The sequence below is a fragment of the Rathayibacter sp. AY1F9 genome, from assembly GCF_002932155.1.
Taxonomy (GTDB): domain Bacteria; phylum Actinomycetota; class Actinomycetes; order Actinomycetales; family Microbacteriaceae; genus Rathayibacter.
In genome coordinates, this window is the sequence record NZ_PSVA01000039.1 from 1 (window position 1) to 17,072 (window position 17,072).

Consider the following 17,072-nt stretch of genomic DNA (forward strand, 5'->3'; position numbering starts at 1 on the left):
CCTCAAGGCGAGCCGCGGCAACATCGTCGTCGTCTCCTCCGTCTCGGGCATCCGCGGCGACTGGGGTCAGGCCGCCTACAGGTGCGGCTGCCCCGTCGAGGCGCTCGTTCCGCCGTCCACGGCCAGGATCGCGCCGGTGATGTACGCCGCGTCCGCGCTGGCGAGGAACAGCACCGGCGGGGCGATGTCGTCCGGCTGCCCGGTGCGTCCGAGGGCGATGCGGTCGATGAAGGGCGCGAGCTCCTCGGGGGTCGAGGCCATCGACTCGGTCAGCGGCGTCTGCGTGAAGGCGGGGGCGACGGCGTTGACCCGCACCCCGTGCGCGCCGAAGTCGAGGGCCAGCGACTGCACGAACGTCGTGATCGCGCCCTTGGTCGCGTTGTAGGCGGCCTGACCCCAGTCGCCGCGGATGCCCGAGACGGAGGAGACGACGACGATGTTGCCGCGGCTCGCCTTGAGGTGGGGGAGCGCCGCCTTCACCGCGTAGAAGAGGGCGTCGACGTTCGTGGCGAAGAGCGAGCGCCAGGCGTCGTCCTCCACCTCCTCGATCGGGCCGCCGAGGTGGCCGGCCGCGTTGTTCACGAGGACGTCGATCCCGCCGAACCTCGCGACGGTGCCCTCGACGAGCGCGTCGACCTCGGCTCGGACCGAGACGTCGGTGGGCACGACCAGGACGCGCTCGGCCGGGAAGCCGGCGACGGTCTCCTCGAGCGTGGCGGGGGTGCGCCCGGCGACCGCGACGCTTGCGCCCTGCTCAAGGAAAGCGCGTGCGATGGAGCGGCCGATGCCGGAGCCGGCTCCGGTGATCAGGACGGTGCGTCCGGCGAAGGGGTAGGTGTTCGAGGCGATCATGGCGGTGCCTTCCGGGTGCAGAGGGGCGGCTCGGCGGGGTGCGCCGGGTGCGGCGGGCGTCGGATCCGCCCGGTGCCGATCATCCGCGGCACCCGAGCGGATCGACGGGCCGCCGCGCCGGTACGGAGGAGCTCCCCATCGATCCGCAGCACGGCTCCCGACCCTGGCAACCGCCGCAGAGTGCGGTCCGCGGCCGCGCGGGCTCGGGTAGACCGGAGGGACGCCAGTGGACAGGGGGAACCACCATGGACACCACGAGAACGACCGCTCCGCGCCGGGCGACGGGGCTCCGGGCGGGACGGCGCGCGACCGCGCTGGGCGCCTCGGCACTGCTCGCCGCGCTCGCTCTGAGCGGCTGCACGAGCGGCGCCGACCAGGCGGAGGAGGCGACACCCGCCGCCCCGGGCGCCGCTGCTCCGACGGCCGCTCCGACCGCGACGCCCACCGACGCTCCGCTCGGGCCCGTGACGCTGCCCGAGGGAGCGACCGCCGCCGTGCGGTGGACCGACCAGGTCGGCCCCGTCGATCCGCAGACCGTGAACCTCAGCGGCGATCCGCTGCACATCACCGTCTCGGTCGCCTGCGACACCGCGGACGCCGAGGTGACGATCGAGGTCGTCGGCCTGATGACGAGCGGATCGTCGTGCGTCTACAGCCCGAGCACGACCCGCACCGGCACGGGAGGCGGCAACACGGGCACCATGCAGATCGCCGTCGAGCAGGACGCCGAGATCAGGGTGACGACGGTGCCGGACGACGCGCACTGGTCGGCCGCCGTCTCGACCGGGGCGCGGACGGTCCCCGGGCCCTGACGCCGGCCTGCGCGCTCACGAGAACACAGAAGTCGCGGTGGTCGAGAGCGGCCACCGCGACGTCTGCGTTCTCGAGTCGCCCGGGGCGTCAGCCGATCGGGACGCCGAGCTCGGCCATGAACGGCACGGCGTCGACCGCCTCGCCGTCGACCCGCGTCTCGAAGTGCAGGTGGCAGCCGGTCGAGGCGCCGGTCGAGCCGCGCAGCGCGATGACCTGGCCGACGGTGACGGTCTCGCCGACCGACACCATCAGCTCGCTGTTGTGGGCGTAGCCGGTCTCGATGCCGCCGCCATTGTCGAGCAGGATCCAGTTGCCGTAGCTGCCCTGGTACGACGCCTCCTCGACGGTGCCGCTGGAGGCCGCGAGGACGGGAGTGCCGCAGGCGCCGGCGAGATCGGTGCCCTTGTGGAACAGGTTCACGCCGGCGACCGGCGCGTCGGGGCGGGGGCCGTAGCTGCTGCTGATGTGGCCGGAGATCGGGACGACCCACGCTCCGGACGCTCCGGCGGCGGCCGCGGTCGACTCGCCGGAGGTGGCGGTGATCGCGTCGAGGGACGCGGTGGGCACGAGGACCTCGGGCTTGGCCTCGGCGGCGAAGGCGTCGCGGGTGACGCTCTGCTGCACGACTCCGGCCGCCACGAAGCTCTGCGGGCGGGCCGCGGCGACGGCGGTGGCCGTGTCGCGGGTCAGCTCGGAGTCGGCGGTGCCGCCCACGGCGAACGCGGGCATCGTCGACGTGATCGCGATGCCGGCCACGAGGGTCATCGCGGCGACGGCGGAGACGCGGGGGCGCGACGGGCCGCGGGAGGTGCGGCGGCTGCGGGACTCCTGCTCACGGAGCGAGCGACGGGTCGGGAGGGCGGACGGACTGCCGGTCTCGGCTCCTGCGGGGGTGGGAGTCGAGGCGCGTGACGAACGGTGCATGCAGAGGAGGTTCCAGGTCTGCCGACGCTCGAGGGGGGAGGCGAGCGCCGGGTGGGGCAGTGGGGCTGATCGCACGGCTGAGCCGATGCGACCCTCCAAACTACCCGCGTTCCGCCGGATCCGACCTGAGAGAAACCTCCGGAGTCAAGCGGTTGAGCGCATCGATCGGCTCTCGATCCGGAGCGGCGGGGGCGCGCCGGGTCGCCGGTGGGCGTGCTCAGCGGTCGGCGGTGAAGACGAGCAGGGCGATCACACCGGCGACCGTCGCCGCGACTCCGGAGCCCAGGCGCCACCACATCCACTTGTCGCGCCTGGGCCCGCGCACGGGACGCCGGAGGCCGGCGCGGCCCTGGTAGCCGCCGGGATCGTGCTGGAAGACCATGCCCCCAGCCTGCCGAACCCGCGCCCGTCGCGGGGTCACTCGCCCGCGACTCCCAGCCGCGAACGGCACCGCAGGGCTGAAGCGAGAGCCGAGGAGAAAGGAGGAGAGGCGGCGACCAGGGGGAAGGGGAGGCGGGACGGCACGGGCGCAGAACGGCCGCCGCCCGCGCGCCTAGCGCGGCCCGGGCGCGCTCGCCAGCGGGTTCGCGGGGCGGGTGCCGCTCGGTAGCGTGGGGGAGTCGGCCGGAGCGGTCGACGAGCGGAGGAGCGGACATGGCCGGGACCGGCAAGGACAAGGACGCACGCGACAAGGCGGCGCAGAAGCGCGCGAAGAAGGCGCTGAAGAAGGCCGAGAAGTCGGTGCGCGCGGCGCACGAGGCGGTCCGCGACTCCAGCAAGAAGCTGCGCAAGAAGGCCCGCAAGCTGGCCGAGCAGACCGAGAAGCTCAAGCGGACCCAGGAGAAGGCGGCGAAGAAGGCGGCCGCGGCCGAGAACCGCCCGACCACGCCGAAGCACGCCGCCGAGCCGGCGGTCGGCGCCCTCGACCTCACCCCGCCGCTTCCCGGCTCGCAGGAGCCCGCCGAGGATCAGGAGTCCGCCGAGGACGCCGGTGCCGCGGCCGGGTCCGCCGCACAGCCGGAGCCGGCCCCCGACTCCGACCCCGCGCACACCCCGGACCTCACCCCGCCGATGCCGCGCTCGGCCTCCTGAGCGCACCCGTCTGAGCGCCGCATGCCGGTGCGGACTCAGGTGAATCGCACCCACCGATGCGCCGCCCGCCTGAGAATCCGCACAGGGTACTCGGGCGGGCGTGCCCCGCGAGGTGAACAGCAGGTGAAGCCTCGCGACCACGCCGGAACGCCTCCCGCCGCGGGAGCATCATGTCTGCGTGGATCCCTTCATCCTGCTCGCGCTCGTCGTCGTCACGGCCCTCGCCTTCGACTTCACCAACGGCTTCCATGACACGGCGAACGCGATGGCCACGTCCATCGCGACCGGTGCCCTGAAGCCCCGCACCGCCGTCGCCCTCTCGGCGTCGCTGAACCTCGTCGGTGCGTTCCTCAGCATCGAGGTGGCGCTGACCGTCACCAACGCGGTCGTGAAGATCCAGGACTCCTCGGGCGCACCCGATCCGGCGCTGCTCGAGGACGGCGGTTCGGCTCTGCTGCTGATCGTGCTGGCCGGCCTCATCGGCGGCATCGTCTGGAACCTGCTGACCTGGCTGCTCGGCCTGCCCTCGAGCTCGTCGCACGCCCTCTTCGGCGGCCTGATCGGCTCCGCTCTCGCGGGCCTCGGCCTCAACGGCGTCAACTGGGCAGGCGACGGCACGAAGCTCGACGGCGTCGTCGGCAAGGTGATCCTCCCGGCGCTGATGTCGCCCGTGCTCGCCGGAGCGGTCGCGGCGATCGGCACCTGGCTCGTCTTCCGGGTGATCGGCAACCTCGCCGAGAAGAGCCTCCACCGCGGCTTCCGCTTCGGTCAGATCGGCAGCGCCTCCCTCGTCTCGCTCGCGCACGGCACCAACGACGCGCAGAAGACCATGGGAGTGATCACGCTCGCGCTGATCGCGGCCGGCGGCTGGAGCGACACCGAGTCGGTCCCCTTCTGGGTCAAGCTCAGCTGCGCGCTGGCCATCTCGCTCGGCACCTACATCGGCGGCTGGCGGATCATCCGCACCGTCGGCAAGGGCCTCGTCGAGATCGACACCCCGCAGGGCATGGCCGCCGAGAGCGCCTCCGCCGCGGTCATCCTCGCCTCCAGCCACCTCGGCTTCGCCCTCTCGACCACCCACGTCGCGACCGGTTCGATCCTCGGCTCCGGAGTCGGCCGCCCCGGAGCGCAGGTGCGCTGGCGCGTGGCGCTGCGCATGGTGATCGCCTGGGTCATCACCCTCCCGGCCGCCGCCCTCGTCGGCGCCGTGATGTGGTGGATCGGCCACCTCGTCGGAGGCGCGGCAGGCGGCCTCCTGATGGCCGCGATCCTCGTCGCCGTCGCCTCCCTCATCTACATCCGCTCGCGCCGCGACAGCATCGGCGCGCACAACGTCAACGACGAGTGGCAGGACGCGGCGGCACGCCCCGCGCCCGAGACCGCCGGCGTCTGAGCGAAAGGATCCGCACCGTGCTCTCCCTCTTCCTCTCCGCCGCCGGCCAGGTGGCCCTCGTCGCCGTGCTCCTCGGAGCGGGCCTGCCCGTGCTCTTCGCCGTCGGCGTCCGCTCCTTCGCCGTCGCCGCCGGTGCTCCCGCCTCGGGCGGGTCGGACGCCCCCGCGGTCCGGAGCGGTCTGCCCGCCCCGGTGCTGCGCGGGATCGGCGTGCTCTGCTTCGCCCTCGTCGTCGGCTCCGTCGTGATCGGCCTGAGCGTCATCATCGCGACGGGTCTCGGCCAGTCGGTGAGCTTCGAGCACGTGATCCCGACCTTCGTGCCCAAGGGCTGAGCATGGCCTCGACCGATCCGATCGCGGCGCGGGAGGGGATCGTCGCCCGCGTGGTCGGCTGGCTGCGCGCGGGCTACCCGTCGGGCGTGCCGGAGCAGGACTACCTCCCGCTGCTGGGCCTGCTGCGCCGCAGCCTCACGACGGACGAGGTCGAGCAGGTCGTCGCGCGGCTCCTGTCGGAGTCGGAGCGGGCCGAGACGGTCGTCTCACGGGCCGTGGTGCGCGAGCGGATCGAGCAGCTGCTGCTCGGACCGGCGATGCCCGAGGACGTCGCCCGCGTCTCCTCGCGGCTCGCGAGCGCGGGCTGGCCGCTGGCGGGCCCGGAGTCGCTGGCCGAGCCGGACACCCGCGAGGGCCTGGTCGCGCGCATCGTCCGCTGGTTGCGCGCCGGCTATCCGGCCGGGCTGCCCGAGCAGGACTTCGTGCCGCTGCTGGCGCTCCTCCGCCGCCGTCTGAGCGACGAGGAGGTGGCCGAGGTGGCCGCCGGTCTCGCCGCCGACGCGCCCGCCTCCCGCGCGGACGTCGGCACCGCGATCGCCGGAGTGACCTCGGAGCTGCCCTCGGAGGAGGACATCGAGCGCGTGCGCCGGTCGCTGGCCGCGCTGGGCTGGCCGGAGGAGTTCGCGAGCTGACGCGCCGCCGCCCGGGTCTCGGGCCGCAGGAGGCCGCGTGCCGATCCGCCGCTGTCGCCGGCGATCCGGCCGGAGAGCCCGCCGGCCGACGGTGCCGCTATCCCGGGCGGTCCAGCCGTCGAAGGGTGACCCCGCCGGGACCAGGACGTGGACGCAGTGGCGGGCCGGGCCCGCCGTGAGCGGGCGGGACGAGCGCTGGAGCGTGTCCTCGGGCGGGCCACAGGCGGCCGCCCGGTGGGCAGGGGAGTCGCGGGGTCACGACGCGCGCCGTCCGCCGTCCTAGGTTCGGCCCGGGTCCGGATCGGCTGCGCAGCCGGCTGCCGGACCGCAGCCCGACCGGAAGGACAGCCCATGCCCGCACCCACCATCGTCCTCGTCCACGGAGCGTTCGCCGACGCCGCGAGCTTCGCCCCGGTCACGCGGATCCTGCTCGACGCCGGCCACGCCGTGCGCGTCCCTGCAGTGCCGAACCGCAGCCTGCTGGGCGACGCGGAGTACCTCCGCTCCTTCGTGGAGCAGCTCGACGGGCCGGTCCTGCTGGCGGGCCACTCCTACGGCGGCGCCGTGATCACGGTGGCGGGCGCCGCCGGGAACGTGGTCGGCCTCGTCTACCTCGCGGCCTACGCGCTCGAGGAGGGGGAGAGCCTCGGGCAGCTGCAGGGCGCCTTCCCCGACTCCGACCTGCCGGCGAACCTCGTCTACACCCCGTTCCCGATCGACGGAGCGGAGCCGGGCACGGACGTGTCGGTCGCGGTGTCGGCGTTCCCGGAGGTGCTCGCGGCCGGGATCGATCCGGCCGAGGCGGCCGTGCTCGCGGTCGGCCAGCGCCCGCTCGCCGCTCTGGCCTTCGGCGAGGCCGCTCCCGTCGCCGCCTGGCGGACCCGGCCGAGCTGGGGCGTCGTCGCCGCCGCGGACCGGACGATCAACCCGGACGTCGAGCGGTTCGGCTACCGGCGGGCGGGCGTGCGCTCGGTCGTCGAGCTCGACGCGCCGCACCTGGTGATGCGCTCGCACCCGGAGGAGGTCGCGCGGGTCATCGCCGACGCCGCGGCGGAGCTGAGCTGACCGCGGAGTCGCCTGACCGCGGAGGGGTGCGCCGAGTGCCGGTGCGATCCTCCGCACCCCGCCGCGCACCTCCGCACCCCGCCGCGCACCGCACCCACCCGGAAGCACGCCCCGCCGATCTAGGTACTCCCTCCGCGGATCTAGGTCGGCGTCGCGTGGAGTCGGGCCCGCCTCCTCCCTAGCCTCGAAGGGAGAGAAGGGCGGGATCGTGGACACGGACACGGACACCGCACGGCTCGGCGCCTACCTCCGGGGGCACCGCGACCGGCTGCGCCCCGACGAGGTCGGCCTGGGCGCCGACGGCAGGCGCCGCGTCAGCGGGCTGCGCCGCCAGGAGGTCGCCGTGCTCGCGGGGATCAGCCCGGACTACTACCTGCGGCTCGAGCAGGGCAAGGACCGCCGCCCCTCGGCGCAGGTCCTGGACGCCCTGGCCCGGGCGTTCCGCCTCGACGCGGACGGGCGGGACTACCTCTTCCGGCTCGGCGGGCACGCCGCGCCGCGCCGCTCACCGATCTGGGCGCAGGCCGGGCCGACCCCGGCGCAGGTCGGCAGCCTGACGAGCATGGTCTCGTCCTGGACCACGACGCCCGCCTACGTGGTCGACCGCTACCTGGACCTCGTCGCCGTGAACGAGCTCGGCCGCCTGTTCCTCCCCCTGGCCTGCGAGCAGGGGACCAACATGATCGAGGCCGTCGTCGACGCCGCGGCGCTCGAGACCGACGCCGAGCGGCACGAGGACTGGGACCGCACGATCGCCGTGATGACCGCCGCCCTCCGCTTCCACTCCGATCCGGCGGACCCGCGTCTGCGGGTCCTGGTCGCCTTGCTCGGGGGCCGCTCGCGGGTCTTCCGCCGCGTCTGGGCGAGCCAGGAGGCGTATCCGCTCCGCGAGGGCTCGTCCCCGGTGCGCGTCGATCCCTTCGGCTTCATCGCCTTCCGCTGGCAGACCCTGGAGGTGCACGGAGGCGACCACTTCCTGACCTCCTTCTTCGGCGCCCCCGGCAGCGCCGCGGCCGCCGCGATCGATTTCATCCGGGCCCGCCACCGGGTCGAGGAGTGTCTGCGCGAGGGTGCGATACTCGACGCGTGAAGCGGGACGCGCTCGTCGTCGGTCGGGGATCGGAGCTCGCGCGGCTCCGTCTGATGGTCGACGGCATCGCCGCCCACGGGTCGGCGCTCGTCATCGACGGGGACGCCGGGGTCGGCAAGACCACCCTGGTCGAGGAGGTCGTCGCCTACGCCCGCGCACGCGACGTGCGGGTGCTGCGCACCGCGGGCTCCGCAGCGGAGTCGGGCGACCAGTACGCGGCGCTGCAGCTCCTCCTGCACCCGCTCCGCCCGGGCCTCGACGGCCTGCCCCTGCCGCAGCAGGACGCGCTCCGCGTGGCCTTCCACCTGGCGGACGGAGTGCAGCCGACGCCGCTCCTGGCCGGCCTCTCGGCCCTGACCCTCCTGAGCGACGCCGCCGCCGATCGGCCCCTGCTGGTCGTCGTCGAGGACCTGCACCGGATCGACCCGGAGTCGGCGTGGGCGCTGCGGATGCTCGCCCGGCGCATCGGCGAGGACCGCGTCGTCGTCGTGATGACCACGAGGGACCGGCCCGAGGAGGACTCCGGCCTCGAGCACCTCCACCTCGGGCCGCTGTCGGCCGCCGACTCGGCCGCCCTCCTGGACACGCTCCCGCATCCTCCTCGCGGCGCCGCCCGGCGCGCTCTGCTCGACCTCGCCCGCGGGAATCCGCTCGCCCTGGTGGAGCTGACCGGACGCGACCCGTCGGCCGACGAGGCGGAGGACCGCGCGGTGACCGGACGCCTCGAGTCGGCCTTCGCCGAGCGCTTCGCGGAGCTCGACCAGCCCTCGCGGCTCGCCGTGCTGGCCGTGGCGCTGGGCGACGTCGCGACGGCGGAGGAGGCGAGCCGGCTGGCGAACCTGGCGATCGGCCGCCACCCCGACCCCTCCTGGATCGACCGGGCCGTCGCCGCGTCGCTGCTCAGCTGGACGCCGGGGAGCGGACTCCGCTTCCGGCACCCTCTCGTGCAGTCTGCGGTGACGAGCGTGAGCCGCCCCTCCGAGCGCGCAGCCGTGCTCCGCACGCTCGTCCAGGAGCACCGCGACGACCCGAGCCGGACGCTCTGGTGGCGGTCGGAGCTCGCGACCGGCTCGGACGGGCCGGTCGGCGAGGAGCTCGCCGGTCTCGCGGCGTCCGGCCTCGCGACGGGCGACGTCGTCCTGGCGGCTCAGGCGATGGAGCGGGCGGCGGAGCTGACCCCCGCGGGGCCGCTGCGCGTCTCGCGCCTGATCGACGCGGCCGAGTACTCCGGACTCGCCGGCCGGACCGCGGAGGCGGCGCTGCTCGTGCACCGCGCGGCGGGTGAGACCGTCGATCCGGTGCTCACCGCCCGCGCCGCCTGGACGCGCGAGACGCTGCCGACCGGGCGCACGGCCCTCTCGCGGGGAGACCTCTCGCCCGCGCTCGCCGCGGTGACCGCGCTGCAGAGCCACGGAGCCGTCGACGCCGCGACCGCCGCGCTCCTGCACCTCGCCGCCATCGCCTGGGACCACAACCGCGAGGCGTCGCCCGGCGAGCCGATGATCCAGGCGGTGCGCGCGCTCGCCCTCGACGACTCCGACCCGCGCGCCGTCCTGCTCGCGGCGGTCACCGAGCCGATCGCCCGCGGCGACGAGGTCGTCCGGCGGGCGCTCGCGGCGGCCGGCGGGGCGAGCGGTCCGGAGGAGGCGTGGTGGCTCGGCTACGCGCTGAACACGGCGGGCGAGGTCGAGGTCGCCCGGGAGCTCCTGGAGGAGGCGATCACCGGGCTGCGCGCGCGCGGCGACATCCGGATCCTCCCGCAGGCGCTCCTCGCCGCCTCGATGACCACGTCGCTCGCAGGCCGCATCTCGCGCGCCCGCTCCTTCGCCGAGGAGGCGCTCGTCCTCGGGAGCGACCTGGGGGACGTCGGCTTCGAGACCGCGTCCCGGGCCTGCCTGGCCTGGTTCGACGCGATGGAGGGCGTCGCGCCCGATCCCGAGGCGATCAGCGCGGGCAGCGCGATCGGCGCGGCCGTCCTCTGCTCGAGCGTGATGCGGGCGACGCTCCGCGGATCGCGAGCGGCGGTGGCGGTCCTCGAGTCGCGACCGGGCGACGCCGTGCCGGAGCTCCTGCCCCTCCTCGACAGGGACGACGACTCCCTGAACCCCGGCTTCGCGATCCTCACCACGCCCGATCTCGTCGACGCGGCTCTCGCGATCGGGGACGTCGGAGTCGTGCGCCTGCACGCCGCGAGGCTGGAATCGCTCTTCGAGCGCTGGCACCAGCCGATGATCGAGGCGGCCCTCCGGTACGCGCAGATCGCCGTGGCGCTCGCCGAGGGAGCGCCGGACGCCGCGGCCGGGCTGCTCCGCCGGACTCCGCCGCCGCTCCCGTACGTGCGGGCGCGGGCGCTGCTGCTCGTGGGCGACGGGCTGCACCGGGCCGGTCGGGCGGCGGAGGCGCGGCCCCTCCTCCGCGAGGCACTGGCGATGCTCGAGGAGCTGCCGATCCACGCCTGGGCCGATCGGGCCCGTGACGCGCTCCGGGCCGCCGGAGGGAGGATCGCGGACGCGCCGTCGCCGGCCGCTGCCACGCTGACCCCGCAGGAGCTGCGCATCTGCGCTCTCGCGAGCACGGGGCTGTCGAACCGCGCGATCGCGCAGAACCTGTTCCTCTCGCCGCGCACGGTCGGCGCGCACCTGTACGCGGCGTACCGCAAGCTCGGGATCGGCGGGCGGGGCGAGCTCGCCGCGGTGCTCGGGAGGGACGCGGGCGCCGACGTCTGAGGCGGGACTCCGCTCGCAGGGGCGCCCGGCCCCCGTTCGAGCGCAGACGCGCAGGCGCGCCCCGGAACGGCCGGGACGCGCCTGCGAGCGTGCCGCGCTACTCCTGGATGAAGGCCAGCAGGTCGGGGTTGATGACGTCGGCGTGGACGGTCAGCATGCCGTGCGGGTAGCCCTCGTAGATCTTGAGCGTCGAGTTCTGCAGCAGCTCGTGCTGCTTGAGCGCGGCGTCCTTGTAGGGGACGACCTGGTCGTCGTCGCCCTGGGTGACGAGGACGGGGACGGTGATCGCCTTCAGGTCCTCGGTCTGGTCCGTCTCCGAGAAGGCCTTGATGCCCTCGTAGTGCGCGAGCGCGGATCCGGTCATGCCCTGGCGCCACCAGTTGTCGACCACGGGCTGCGAGAGCTCGACGCCCTCGCGGTTGAAGCCGTAGAAGGGCCCGGAGGCCACGGCCTGGTAGAACTCGGCGCGGTTCGCCGCGAGAGCGTCGCGGAAGCCGTCGAACACCGAGATCGGCGTGCCCTCGGGGTTCGCCTCGGTCTGCACCATCAGCGGCGGGACCGACGAGACGAGGACGGCCTTGGCCACGCGGCCCTGGGGCTCGCCGTACTTCGCGACGTAGCGCGCGACCTGGCCGCCTCCGGTGGAGTGGCCGATGTGGATCGCGTTCCGCAGGTCGAGGTGCTCGACGACCGCGTTCACGTCGCTGGCGTAGTGGTCCATGTCGTGTCCGGTGCCGACCTGGGTCGAGCGTCCGTGCCCGCGGCGGTCGGTCGCGATGACGCGGTAGCCGTGCGCGTGGAAGAACAGCATCTGCGCGTCCCAGTCGTCGGACGACAGCGGCCAGCCGTGGTGGAAGACGATGGGCTGCGCGTCGGTGCTGCCCCAGTCCTTGTAGTAGATCTCGACGTCGTCGTCCGTGGTCACAAACGGCATCTTCGAACCTCCGTGCTCGTGTCGATCCCGAGCCCGGCCCGGGTCGTGTCCAAGGTGGTGCCTCCCCGGATGAGGGTGGGGAGCGGCTCCACGATAGGGGCGTGGGAGCGCTCCCTGAAGAGCGCGGGGAGATGTTCCGACGATCGTCCAGACCTGGTCGCCCGGGCGGTGCCGGGGCCGCCGGCCGCGCTCGCCGAGTGGGGTCGGATGACTCGTGACCGGCACCGCGGACGCTGACAGGATCGCGGCGGACGCGCCCTCCCGCGGCGCGCGGATCGGAGGTCGCGATGCCCACGACGACGCCCACGACGACGGCCCTGCCGACGCGCAGGACGACGACGCCCCAGCGGGCGGTGCTCCGGTGACCGTCGAGGACCGCGTCCCGATCGAGCCGCAGGCGGTCGTCGCTCCGCTCAGCCGGTCCGCCGTCTTCCTCTCGCTCGACATCGTCGGCGGGCAGGACGCCGCGGACCGCGTGCGGGACGTCGTCGCCGACGTGGGCGGGATCCTCCGCGCGGTCGGCTTCCGCGACCTGGGCCTGCGCCTCTCCTGCCTGGTCGGGATCGGGAGCGACGCGTGGGACCGCTTCGGCGGGGAGGGGCGCCCCGCGCAGCTGCACCCGTTCCGGGAGGTGGTCGGCGCGGCGCACACGGCCGTCTCGACGCAGACCGACCTCCTGTTCCACATCCGGGCGGAGCGGGACGACGCCTGCTTCGAGTTCGAGCGCCTCCTGCTCGACGCGCTCGGCGAGGACGTCGTCGTCCGCGACGAGGTGGTCGGCTTCCGCTACTTCGACAACCGCGACCTGCTGGGCTTCGTCGACGGCACCGAGAATCCGACCGGCGAGGCGCTGCCCCGCGTCGCGCTGATCGGCGCGGAGGACGCGGCGTTCGCGGGCGGCAGCTACCTAGTCGTGCAGAAGTACCTGCACGACCTGACGGCGTGGCACGCGCTCACCACCGAGCAGCAGGAGCGGGTCATCGGCCGGAGCAAGGCCGACAACGTCGAGCGCGAGGACGATCCGGCGCAGCTCTCGCACAAGGGGCTCGCGACCGTGGTCGACGCCGGCGGGACCGAGCACGACATCCTCCGCGACAACATGCCCTTCGGCCGGCCCGGCAGGGGCGAGTTCGGCACGTGCTTCCTCGGCCTGGCCGCCGACCTGTCGGTGATCGAGACGATGCTGACGCGGATGTTCGTCGGCGTGCCCGCGGGCCGGCACGACCGCCTCCTCGACTTCTCGACCGCGACGACCGGCGGGGTCTACTTCGTGCCCTCGCGGGACGTGCTCGAGGGCCTGGGCGGCTGACCCGGGCCGGTCGTCGGGGCGCGGATCGAGTCGGATGACCGTGGTGCCGCCCGGGCCGGAGCGGTGGGATCGGAGCAGCGCAGGCGCGCAGGACGATCAGCAGGGAGAACGCCGTGGAACCCGACGACAGCACCGCTCCGCACCACGAGACCCCCGGTTTCGGAGACCCGGACCTCCCCCAGGAGGGGATCGTGAACACCGAGGGCGATCCCTCGGCGAACACGATGACCGGCCCGCAGAACCGCGTCCTGGAGGGACTGTTCCCGAACCAGATCGCCGCGCCCGCGACGGACATCAGCACGCAGCCGTTCTTCTGGTCCTCCTTCAACATCTCGCCGCGGCGGGTGCAGCGGGGAGGCTGGGCGCGCGAGCTCACGCAGGCCGATTTCGCGATCTCGAACGAGATCGCCGGCGTGAACATGTACCTCGAGGCCGGCGGGATCCGCGAGCTGCACTGGCACCAGAGCGCCGAGTGGGCGCTGATGACCAAGGGGAACTGCCGCATCACCACGCTCAGCCGCACCGGCCGGCCCAGCGTCGACGACGTGCAGGAGGGGGACCTCTGGTACTTCCCGCCCGGCCTGCCGCACTCCCTGCAGGGCCTCGGCCCGGACGGGGCGGAGTTCGTGCTCGCGTTCGACGACGGCGAGCAGTCCGAGAGCAACACGCTCCTGCTCACCGACTGGTTCGCGCACACGCCGCCGGACGTGCTGGCGAAGAACTTCGGCGTCGCGCAGGAGGTCTTCCGCGACATCCCGCTGCACGACCTCTGGATCTTCCCGGGCGACGTGCCCGGCGACCTCCAGGCCGACCGGGCCGCGGCCGGGGTGCAGGACGGCGACGAGGCGGTGATCTTCCGGCTCTCCCGCTCCGAGCCCGTGTACCAGAACAGCGGCGGCCGGATCCAGATCGCCGACAGCACGAACTTCCCGGCCTCGCGCACGGTCTCGGCCGCGCTGACGACCGTCGAGCCCGGCTCGATGCGCGAGCTGCACTGGCACCCCAACGCCGACGAGTGGCAGTACTACCTCCGCGGATCCGCTCGGATGACCGTCTTCAACACCGGCCCGCACGCCAACACGACCGACTTCCACGCCGGAGACGTGGGCGTCGTGCGCCGCAACTTCGGCCACTACGTGGAGAACACCGGCGACGACACGCTCGTCTACATCGAGACCTTCAAGAGCTCCCGCTACGAGGAGGTGTCGCTCGCCCAGTGGCTGAGCCACCTGCCGCCGTCGCTGGTCGCGCAGCACCTGAACATCCCGGAGGAGGTGCTGGCGACCTTCCCGCCCGGGACGCAGGGGATCACTCCGTTGCGCTGAGGGAGGGACGCGCGGAGGGGACGGGGACATGGCGGAGGATCACGAGGCGGCGCTCCTGCCGTGGGCGGGGAGGGCGGCGGTGCTGCTGGACCGGCACCTGCGGGTGCTGGCCGCGACTCCGCTCGCGCCGGCGCTCTCGCCCGCCTTCGCCCCGGGAGTGAGCATCGCCCGCTTCACCTTCCTGGACTCGTCCGAGGTCGAGGACCTGTCCTGCTGGGGATCCGCCGCCGACCAGGTCGCGGCGATGCTCCGCGACTCGCTCGAGCGGCATCGGGGGGACCGGGAGTTCCTGACGGTCGTCGGGGAGCTCTCGGCGAGGAGCCCGCGGTTCGCGGACTCGTGGGCGGCCGGGGCGGAGGCCGACGCACGCGGATCGGTCGTGTTCCTCGACACCGCGGTTGGCTCCGTTCCGATGGACTACCGGGTGGTCCGGGACGGCGCGCGCCTCCTGCTCCTGTTCGAGGCGGGTGACGCGGCGGGCCGCGAGGCGCTCGCGCGGCTCGCCGCCACGAGTCAGGCGCCGGCCGGGGCGGCCAGCGCGGTGCCCGCCTCCGGAGCGTGCCGCAGCGAGGCGAGGACGTCGACGGCCGCGGCCGCCGGAGTCCCCGCTGCCGCGAGGTAGGTCACGACGTACCGGCCCGGAGCGCCGGCGAGCTCCAGGGTCTGCATCTCGAGGTCGAGCCAGCCGAACGGCTCGACGTGGACGCGGATCCACCGGTGGGTGAAGGGGCGGACCCGGTACTCGGCCCAGATCGACCGGAACAGCGGATTCTCGACCGAGCACTCGCCGACGATCTCGTGCAGCCGCGGATCGTCGGGGACGCTGTAGAACCGCAGTGCGGCGATCAGCTCGCGGAAGACCTGGCCCCACGCCTGCAGCTGGTCCGGCGGGTCGCCGTTCGCCACGGCACGCGCGTAGCCGCGGGAGGTGGAGAGCAGCATGTTGGCGCCGGGCACGCCCTTGTCGGGGGCGAGACGGCTCATCAGGTCGTTCGCGCCGAGGACGTCGAGGTTGCGGTCGAACGCGTACGCCGGGGTCCTCGGCCAGTGGGCGAGCAGCGACTCCACGCCCTGGCCCGGCGGAGGAGAGTCGGGATCGCGCGGCCCGGGGCGCAGCCGGGCGAGCCGGAAGAGGTAGGCGCGCTCGAACTCGTCGAAGGCGAGCGCCTCGGCGAGGGCGTTCAGCACCTGGTCGGACGGGGCGACCGCGTGCCCCTGCTCGACGCGGAGGTAGTAGTCGCGGCTGATCCGGGCGCGGTCGGCGACCTCCTCGCGGCGCAGGCCCGACACCCGCCGCCGGGTGCCCGCGGTCGGCACGCCGACCTGCTCCGGCCGCAGCGCCGCCCGGCGAGCGCGGAGGAACTCCGCGAGGGGGCTGCGAGAGCTCATCGTGCGACTCCATCGGATCACCCGCCGGGTCGAGCGGCGGTCGTGCGGGGGTGGGGCCGTACCGGTCATCCGGTGGGACACAGAGTACCGTCGGGCGCTCGCGGGGCCCACTGCCCTGCTGCGCCTCCTGCCCGGCGCCGACCGGGGGCCGGGCGCTCGGGACGGTTCGCCAGAGGGAGCGCTCCGGAGGGTTCCGACAGAGGGAGGAGAGCGCGCCCGCGCCCGGCGGTCAGCATGGGGTCCTCGGAACCCGTCCCTCAGGAGTCGCGATGACGATCAGTGCACTCTCCTCGCCGCCCGCGCACCCGAGCGCCCCCGAGGACGTGGTGGTCCGGATGCTGAGCTCGGCGTCGCCCGCGCGGGAGCGGCTCCTGGTGGTCGAGGGCGGGATCGGCTCGGGCCGGACGCACATGCTGCGCTCCGCCGCGGCCACCGCTCGCGCCGCCGGCTGCGAGGTCGTGGAGGTGCGGCCGGACCGGGGCGACGCCGTGATCGGCGCGTCCTCGCTCGCGCTGTTCGCCACGCTGATCGGCCGTCTGCAGCGGGTGCGCGACTCCTCCGCCTCGCCCTGCGACCCCGGCTTCCTGATCGTCGTCGACGACTGGGAGCGGTTCGACGTCGCCGCCCGCGAGACCCTCCAGGCCCTGGTGACCCGGCTGGTCGACGAGGTCGGCGCCGCCTGCCTCCTCGCCACCGGCGACCGGCGCGTCCTCGCCGGCTGGGAGGGCCTCCGGCACCGTCGCACCGAGCCCCTCGACGCGGAGGCGGCCTGCGGCTTCCTGCGCGCCCACGGCGGCCGGCGGTCGCTCGCCGTCGAGGCGCGCCTGCTGCGGGTCGCGGAGGGGAATCCGCTGCTCCTCGACGTCCTCGGGCGGGCCTGGGCCGACGAGGACGCTCCCTCGCCCTTCCCGGTCTACCCGCGGCTCGAGCAGGCCGAGACCAGGGTGCTCGACCTGCTGGCTCCGCTGTCGGAGGAGTGCCGGGAGGCGCTCCTGGTCGCCGCGGTGGCGGGCGCCGAGTTCCCGGAGAGCATCGGGTCGGCCCCCGGAGACGGGGACAGCGCCCTGGTGCAGGCGGGGATCCTGACGGCGGGCGGCCGTGCGTTCCGCGACCCGGTGGTCCGAGCGGTGGTGCTCTCGACGGCGACGCCCCGAGCGCTGCGGGCGGCACGGAGGCGGCTCGCCGAGCGCCCGGAG

17 protein-coding genes are annotated in these 17,072 nt (G+C 74.4%); 12 read left to right on the plus strand and 5 right to left on the minus strand.

What is annotated here, in order from left to right; genetic code table 11:
- Positions 1 to 75: 75 nt before the first annotated feature.
- Entirely contained in the window at positions 76 to 852 is a 777-nt protein-coding gene (locus C5C37_RS16420) for an SDR family NAD(P)-dependent oxidoreductase (protein ID WP_258074192.1), read from the minus strand.
- Between the two features lie 245 nt (positions 853 to 1,097).
- On the opposite strand from C5C37_RS16420, the gene C5C37_RS16425 reads away from it, so the two are divergent.
- Entirely contained in the window at positions 1,098 to 1,664 is a 567-nt protein-coding gene (locus C5C37_RS16425) for a hypothetical protein (protein ID WP_104261232.1), read from the plus strand.
- Between the two features lie 88 nt (positions 1,665 to 1,752).
- On the opposite strand, the gene C5C37_RS16430 is transcribed toward C5C37_RS16425, so the two are convergent.
- Together C5C37_RS16430 and C5C37_RS17675 are read right to left on the minus strand one after the other, a co-directional pair.
- Positions 1,753 to 2,589 carry a M23 family metallopeptidase gene (locus C5C37_RS16430; protein ID WP_104257449.1) on the minus strand — a complete coding sequence of 279 codons (837 nt, stop codon included), beginning with the start codon at positions 2,587 to 2,589 and terminating at the stop codon, positions 1,753 to 1,755.
- 217 nt (positions 2,590 to 2,806) lie between these two features.
- On the minus strand, positions 2,807 to 2,971 hold the full coding sequence (locus C5C37_RS17675) for a hypothetical protein (protein WP_159940529.1): 165 nt from the start codon (positions 2,969 to 2,971) through the stop codon (positions 2,807 to 2,809).
- Positions 2,972 to 3,243: 272 nt separating this feature from the next.
- On the opposite strand from C5C37_RS17675, the gene C5C37_RS16435 reads away from it, so the two are divergent.
- The 7 genes from C5C37_RS16435 to C5C37_RS16465 all read left to right on the plus strand — a co-directional run bounded on the left by C5C37_RS16435 (position 3,244) and on the right by C5C37_RS16465 (position 10,919).
- A complete protein-coding gene (locus C5C37_RS16435; protein WP_104273730.1) occupies positions 3,244 to 3,681 on the plus strand; it encodes a hypothetical protein in 438 nt (145 codons plus the stop codon).
- A gap of 178 nt (positions 3,682 to 3,859) precedes the next feature.
- The gene (locus C5C37_RS16440; RefSeq protein ID WP_104224012.1) at positions 3,860 to 5,074 is read left to right on the plus strand and encodes an inorganic phosphate transporter; all 1,215 of its coding nucleotides are present in this window, start codon (positions 3,860 to 3,862) and stop codon (positions 5,072 to 5,074) included.
- A 17-nt stretch (positions 5,075 to 5,091) separates the two neighbouring features.
- Positions 5,092 to 5,406, plus strand: a complete 315-nt coding sequence (locus C5C37_RS16445) for a hypothetical protein (RefSeq protein WP_104227380.1) — start codon at positions 5,092 to 5,094, stop codon at positions 5,404 to 5,406.
- Between the two features lie 2 nt (positions 5,407 to 5,408).
- Positions 5,409 to 6,038: a DUF3349 domain-containing protein gene (locus tag C5C37_RS16450; RefSeq protein ID WP_104224010.1), complete on the plus strand. Its 630-nt coding sequence runs from the start codon at positions 5,409 to 5,411 to the stop codon at positions 6,036 to 6,038.
- Positions 6,039 to 6,389: 351 nt separating this feature from the next.
- Entirely contained in the window at positions 6,390 to 7,103 is a 714-nt protein-coding gene (locus C5C37_RS16455; RefSeq protein WP_104224009.1) for an alpha/beta fold hydrolase, read from the plus strand.
- Positions 7,104 to 7,311: 208 nt separating this feature from the next.
- On the plus strand, positions 7,312 to 8,193 hold the full coding sequence (locus tag C5C37_RS16460; RefSeq protein ID WP_181127446.1) for a helix-turn-helix domain-containing protein: 882 nt from the start codon (positions 7,312 to 7,314) through the stop codon (positions 8,191 to 8,193).
- Positions 8,190 to 10,919 carry an AAA family ATPase gene (locus C5C37_RS16465; RefSeq protein WP_104339295.1) on the plus strand — a complete coding sequence of 910 codons (2,730 nt, stop codon included), beginning with the start codon at positions 8,190 to 8,192 and terminating at the stop codon, positions 10,917 to 10,919. Before C5C37_RS16460 ends, C5C37_RS16465 begins: the two co-directional genes overlap by 4 nt.
- A gap of 97 nt (positions 10,920 to 11,016) precedes the next feature.
- Here C5C37_RS16465 and C5C37_RS16470 read toward each other — a convergent pair whose 3' ends face one another.
- On the minus strand, positions 11,017 to 11,853 hold the full coding sequence (locus C5C37_RS16470) for an alpha/beta fold hydrolase (protein ID WP_104224006.1): 837 nt from the start codon (positions 11,851 to 11,853) through the stop codon (positions 11,017 to 11,019).
- 214 nt (positions 11,854 to 12,067) lie between these two features.
- Between C5C37_RS16470 and C5C37_RS16475 the strand changes: the two genes are divergently transcribed.
- The 3 genes from C5C37_RS16475 to C5C37_RS16485 all read left to right on the plus strand — a co-directional run bounded on the left by C5C37_RS16475 (position 12,068) and on the right by C5C37_RS16485 (position 15,109).
- Positions 12,068 to 13,162, plus strand: coding sequence for a Dyp-type peroxidase (locus C5C37_RS16475; RefSeq protein ID WP_308471058.1), 1,095 nt, complete (start codon positions 12,068 to 12,070; stop codon positions 13,160 to 13,162).
- A 113-nt stretch (positions 13,163 to 13,275) separates the two neighbouring features.
- Entirely contained in the window at positions 13,276 to 14,487 is a 1,212-nt protein-coding gene (locus tag C5C37_RS16480) for a cupin domain-containing protein (RefSeq protein ID WP_244229514.1), read from the plus strand.
- 28 nt (positions 14,488 to 14,515) lie between these two features.
- Positions 14,516 to 15,109 (plus strand): hypothetical protein, encoded by a 594-nt coding sequence (locus tag C5C37_RS16485; RefSeq protein ID WP_104339296.1) that lies wholly within the window; start codon positions 14,516 to 14,518, stop codon positions 15,107 to 15,109.
- On the opposite strand, the gene C5C37_RS16490 is transcribed toward C5C37_RS16485, so the two are convergent.
- Positions 15,001 to 15,876: a helix-turn-helix transcriptional regulator gene (locus tag C5C37_RS16490; RefSeq protein ID WP_104288714.1), complete on the minus strand. Its 876-nt coding sequence runs from the start codon at positions 15,874 to 15,876 to the stop codon at positions 15,001 to 15,003. The two genes, C5C37_RS16485 and C5C37_RS16490, sit on opposite strands and share 109 nt — an antisense overlap.
- Positions 15,877 to 16,145: 269 nt before the next feature.
- Here C5C37_RS16490 and C5C37_RS16495 point away from each other — a divergent pair.
- On the plus strand, positions 16,146 to 17,072 hold a 927-nt coding region (locus tag C5C37_RS16495), incomplete at its 3' end, for a hypothetical protein (protein ID WP_219814504.1).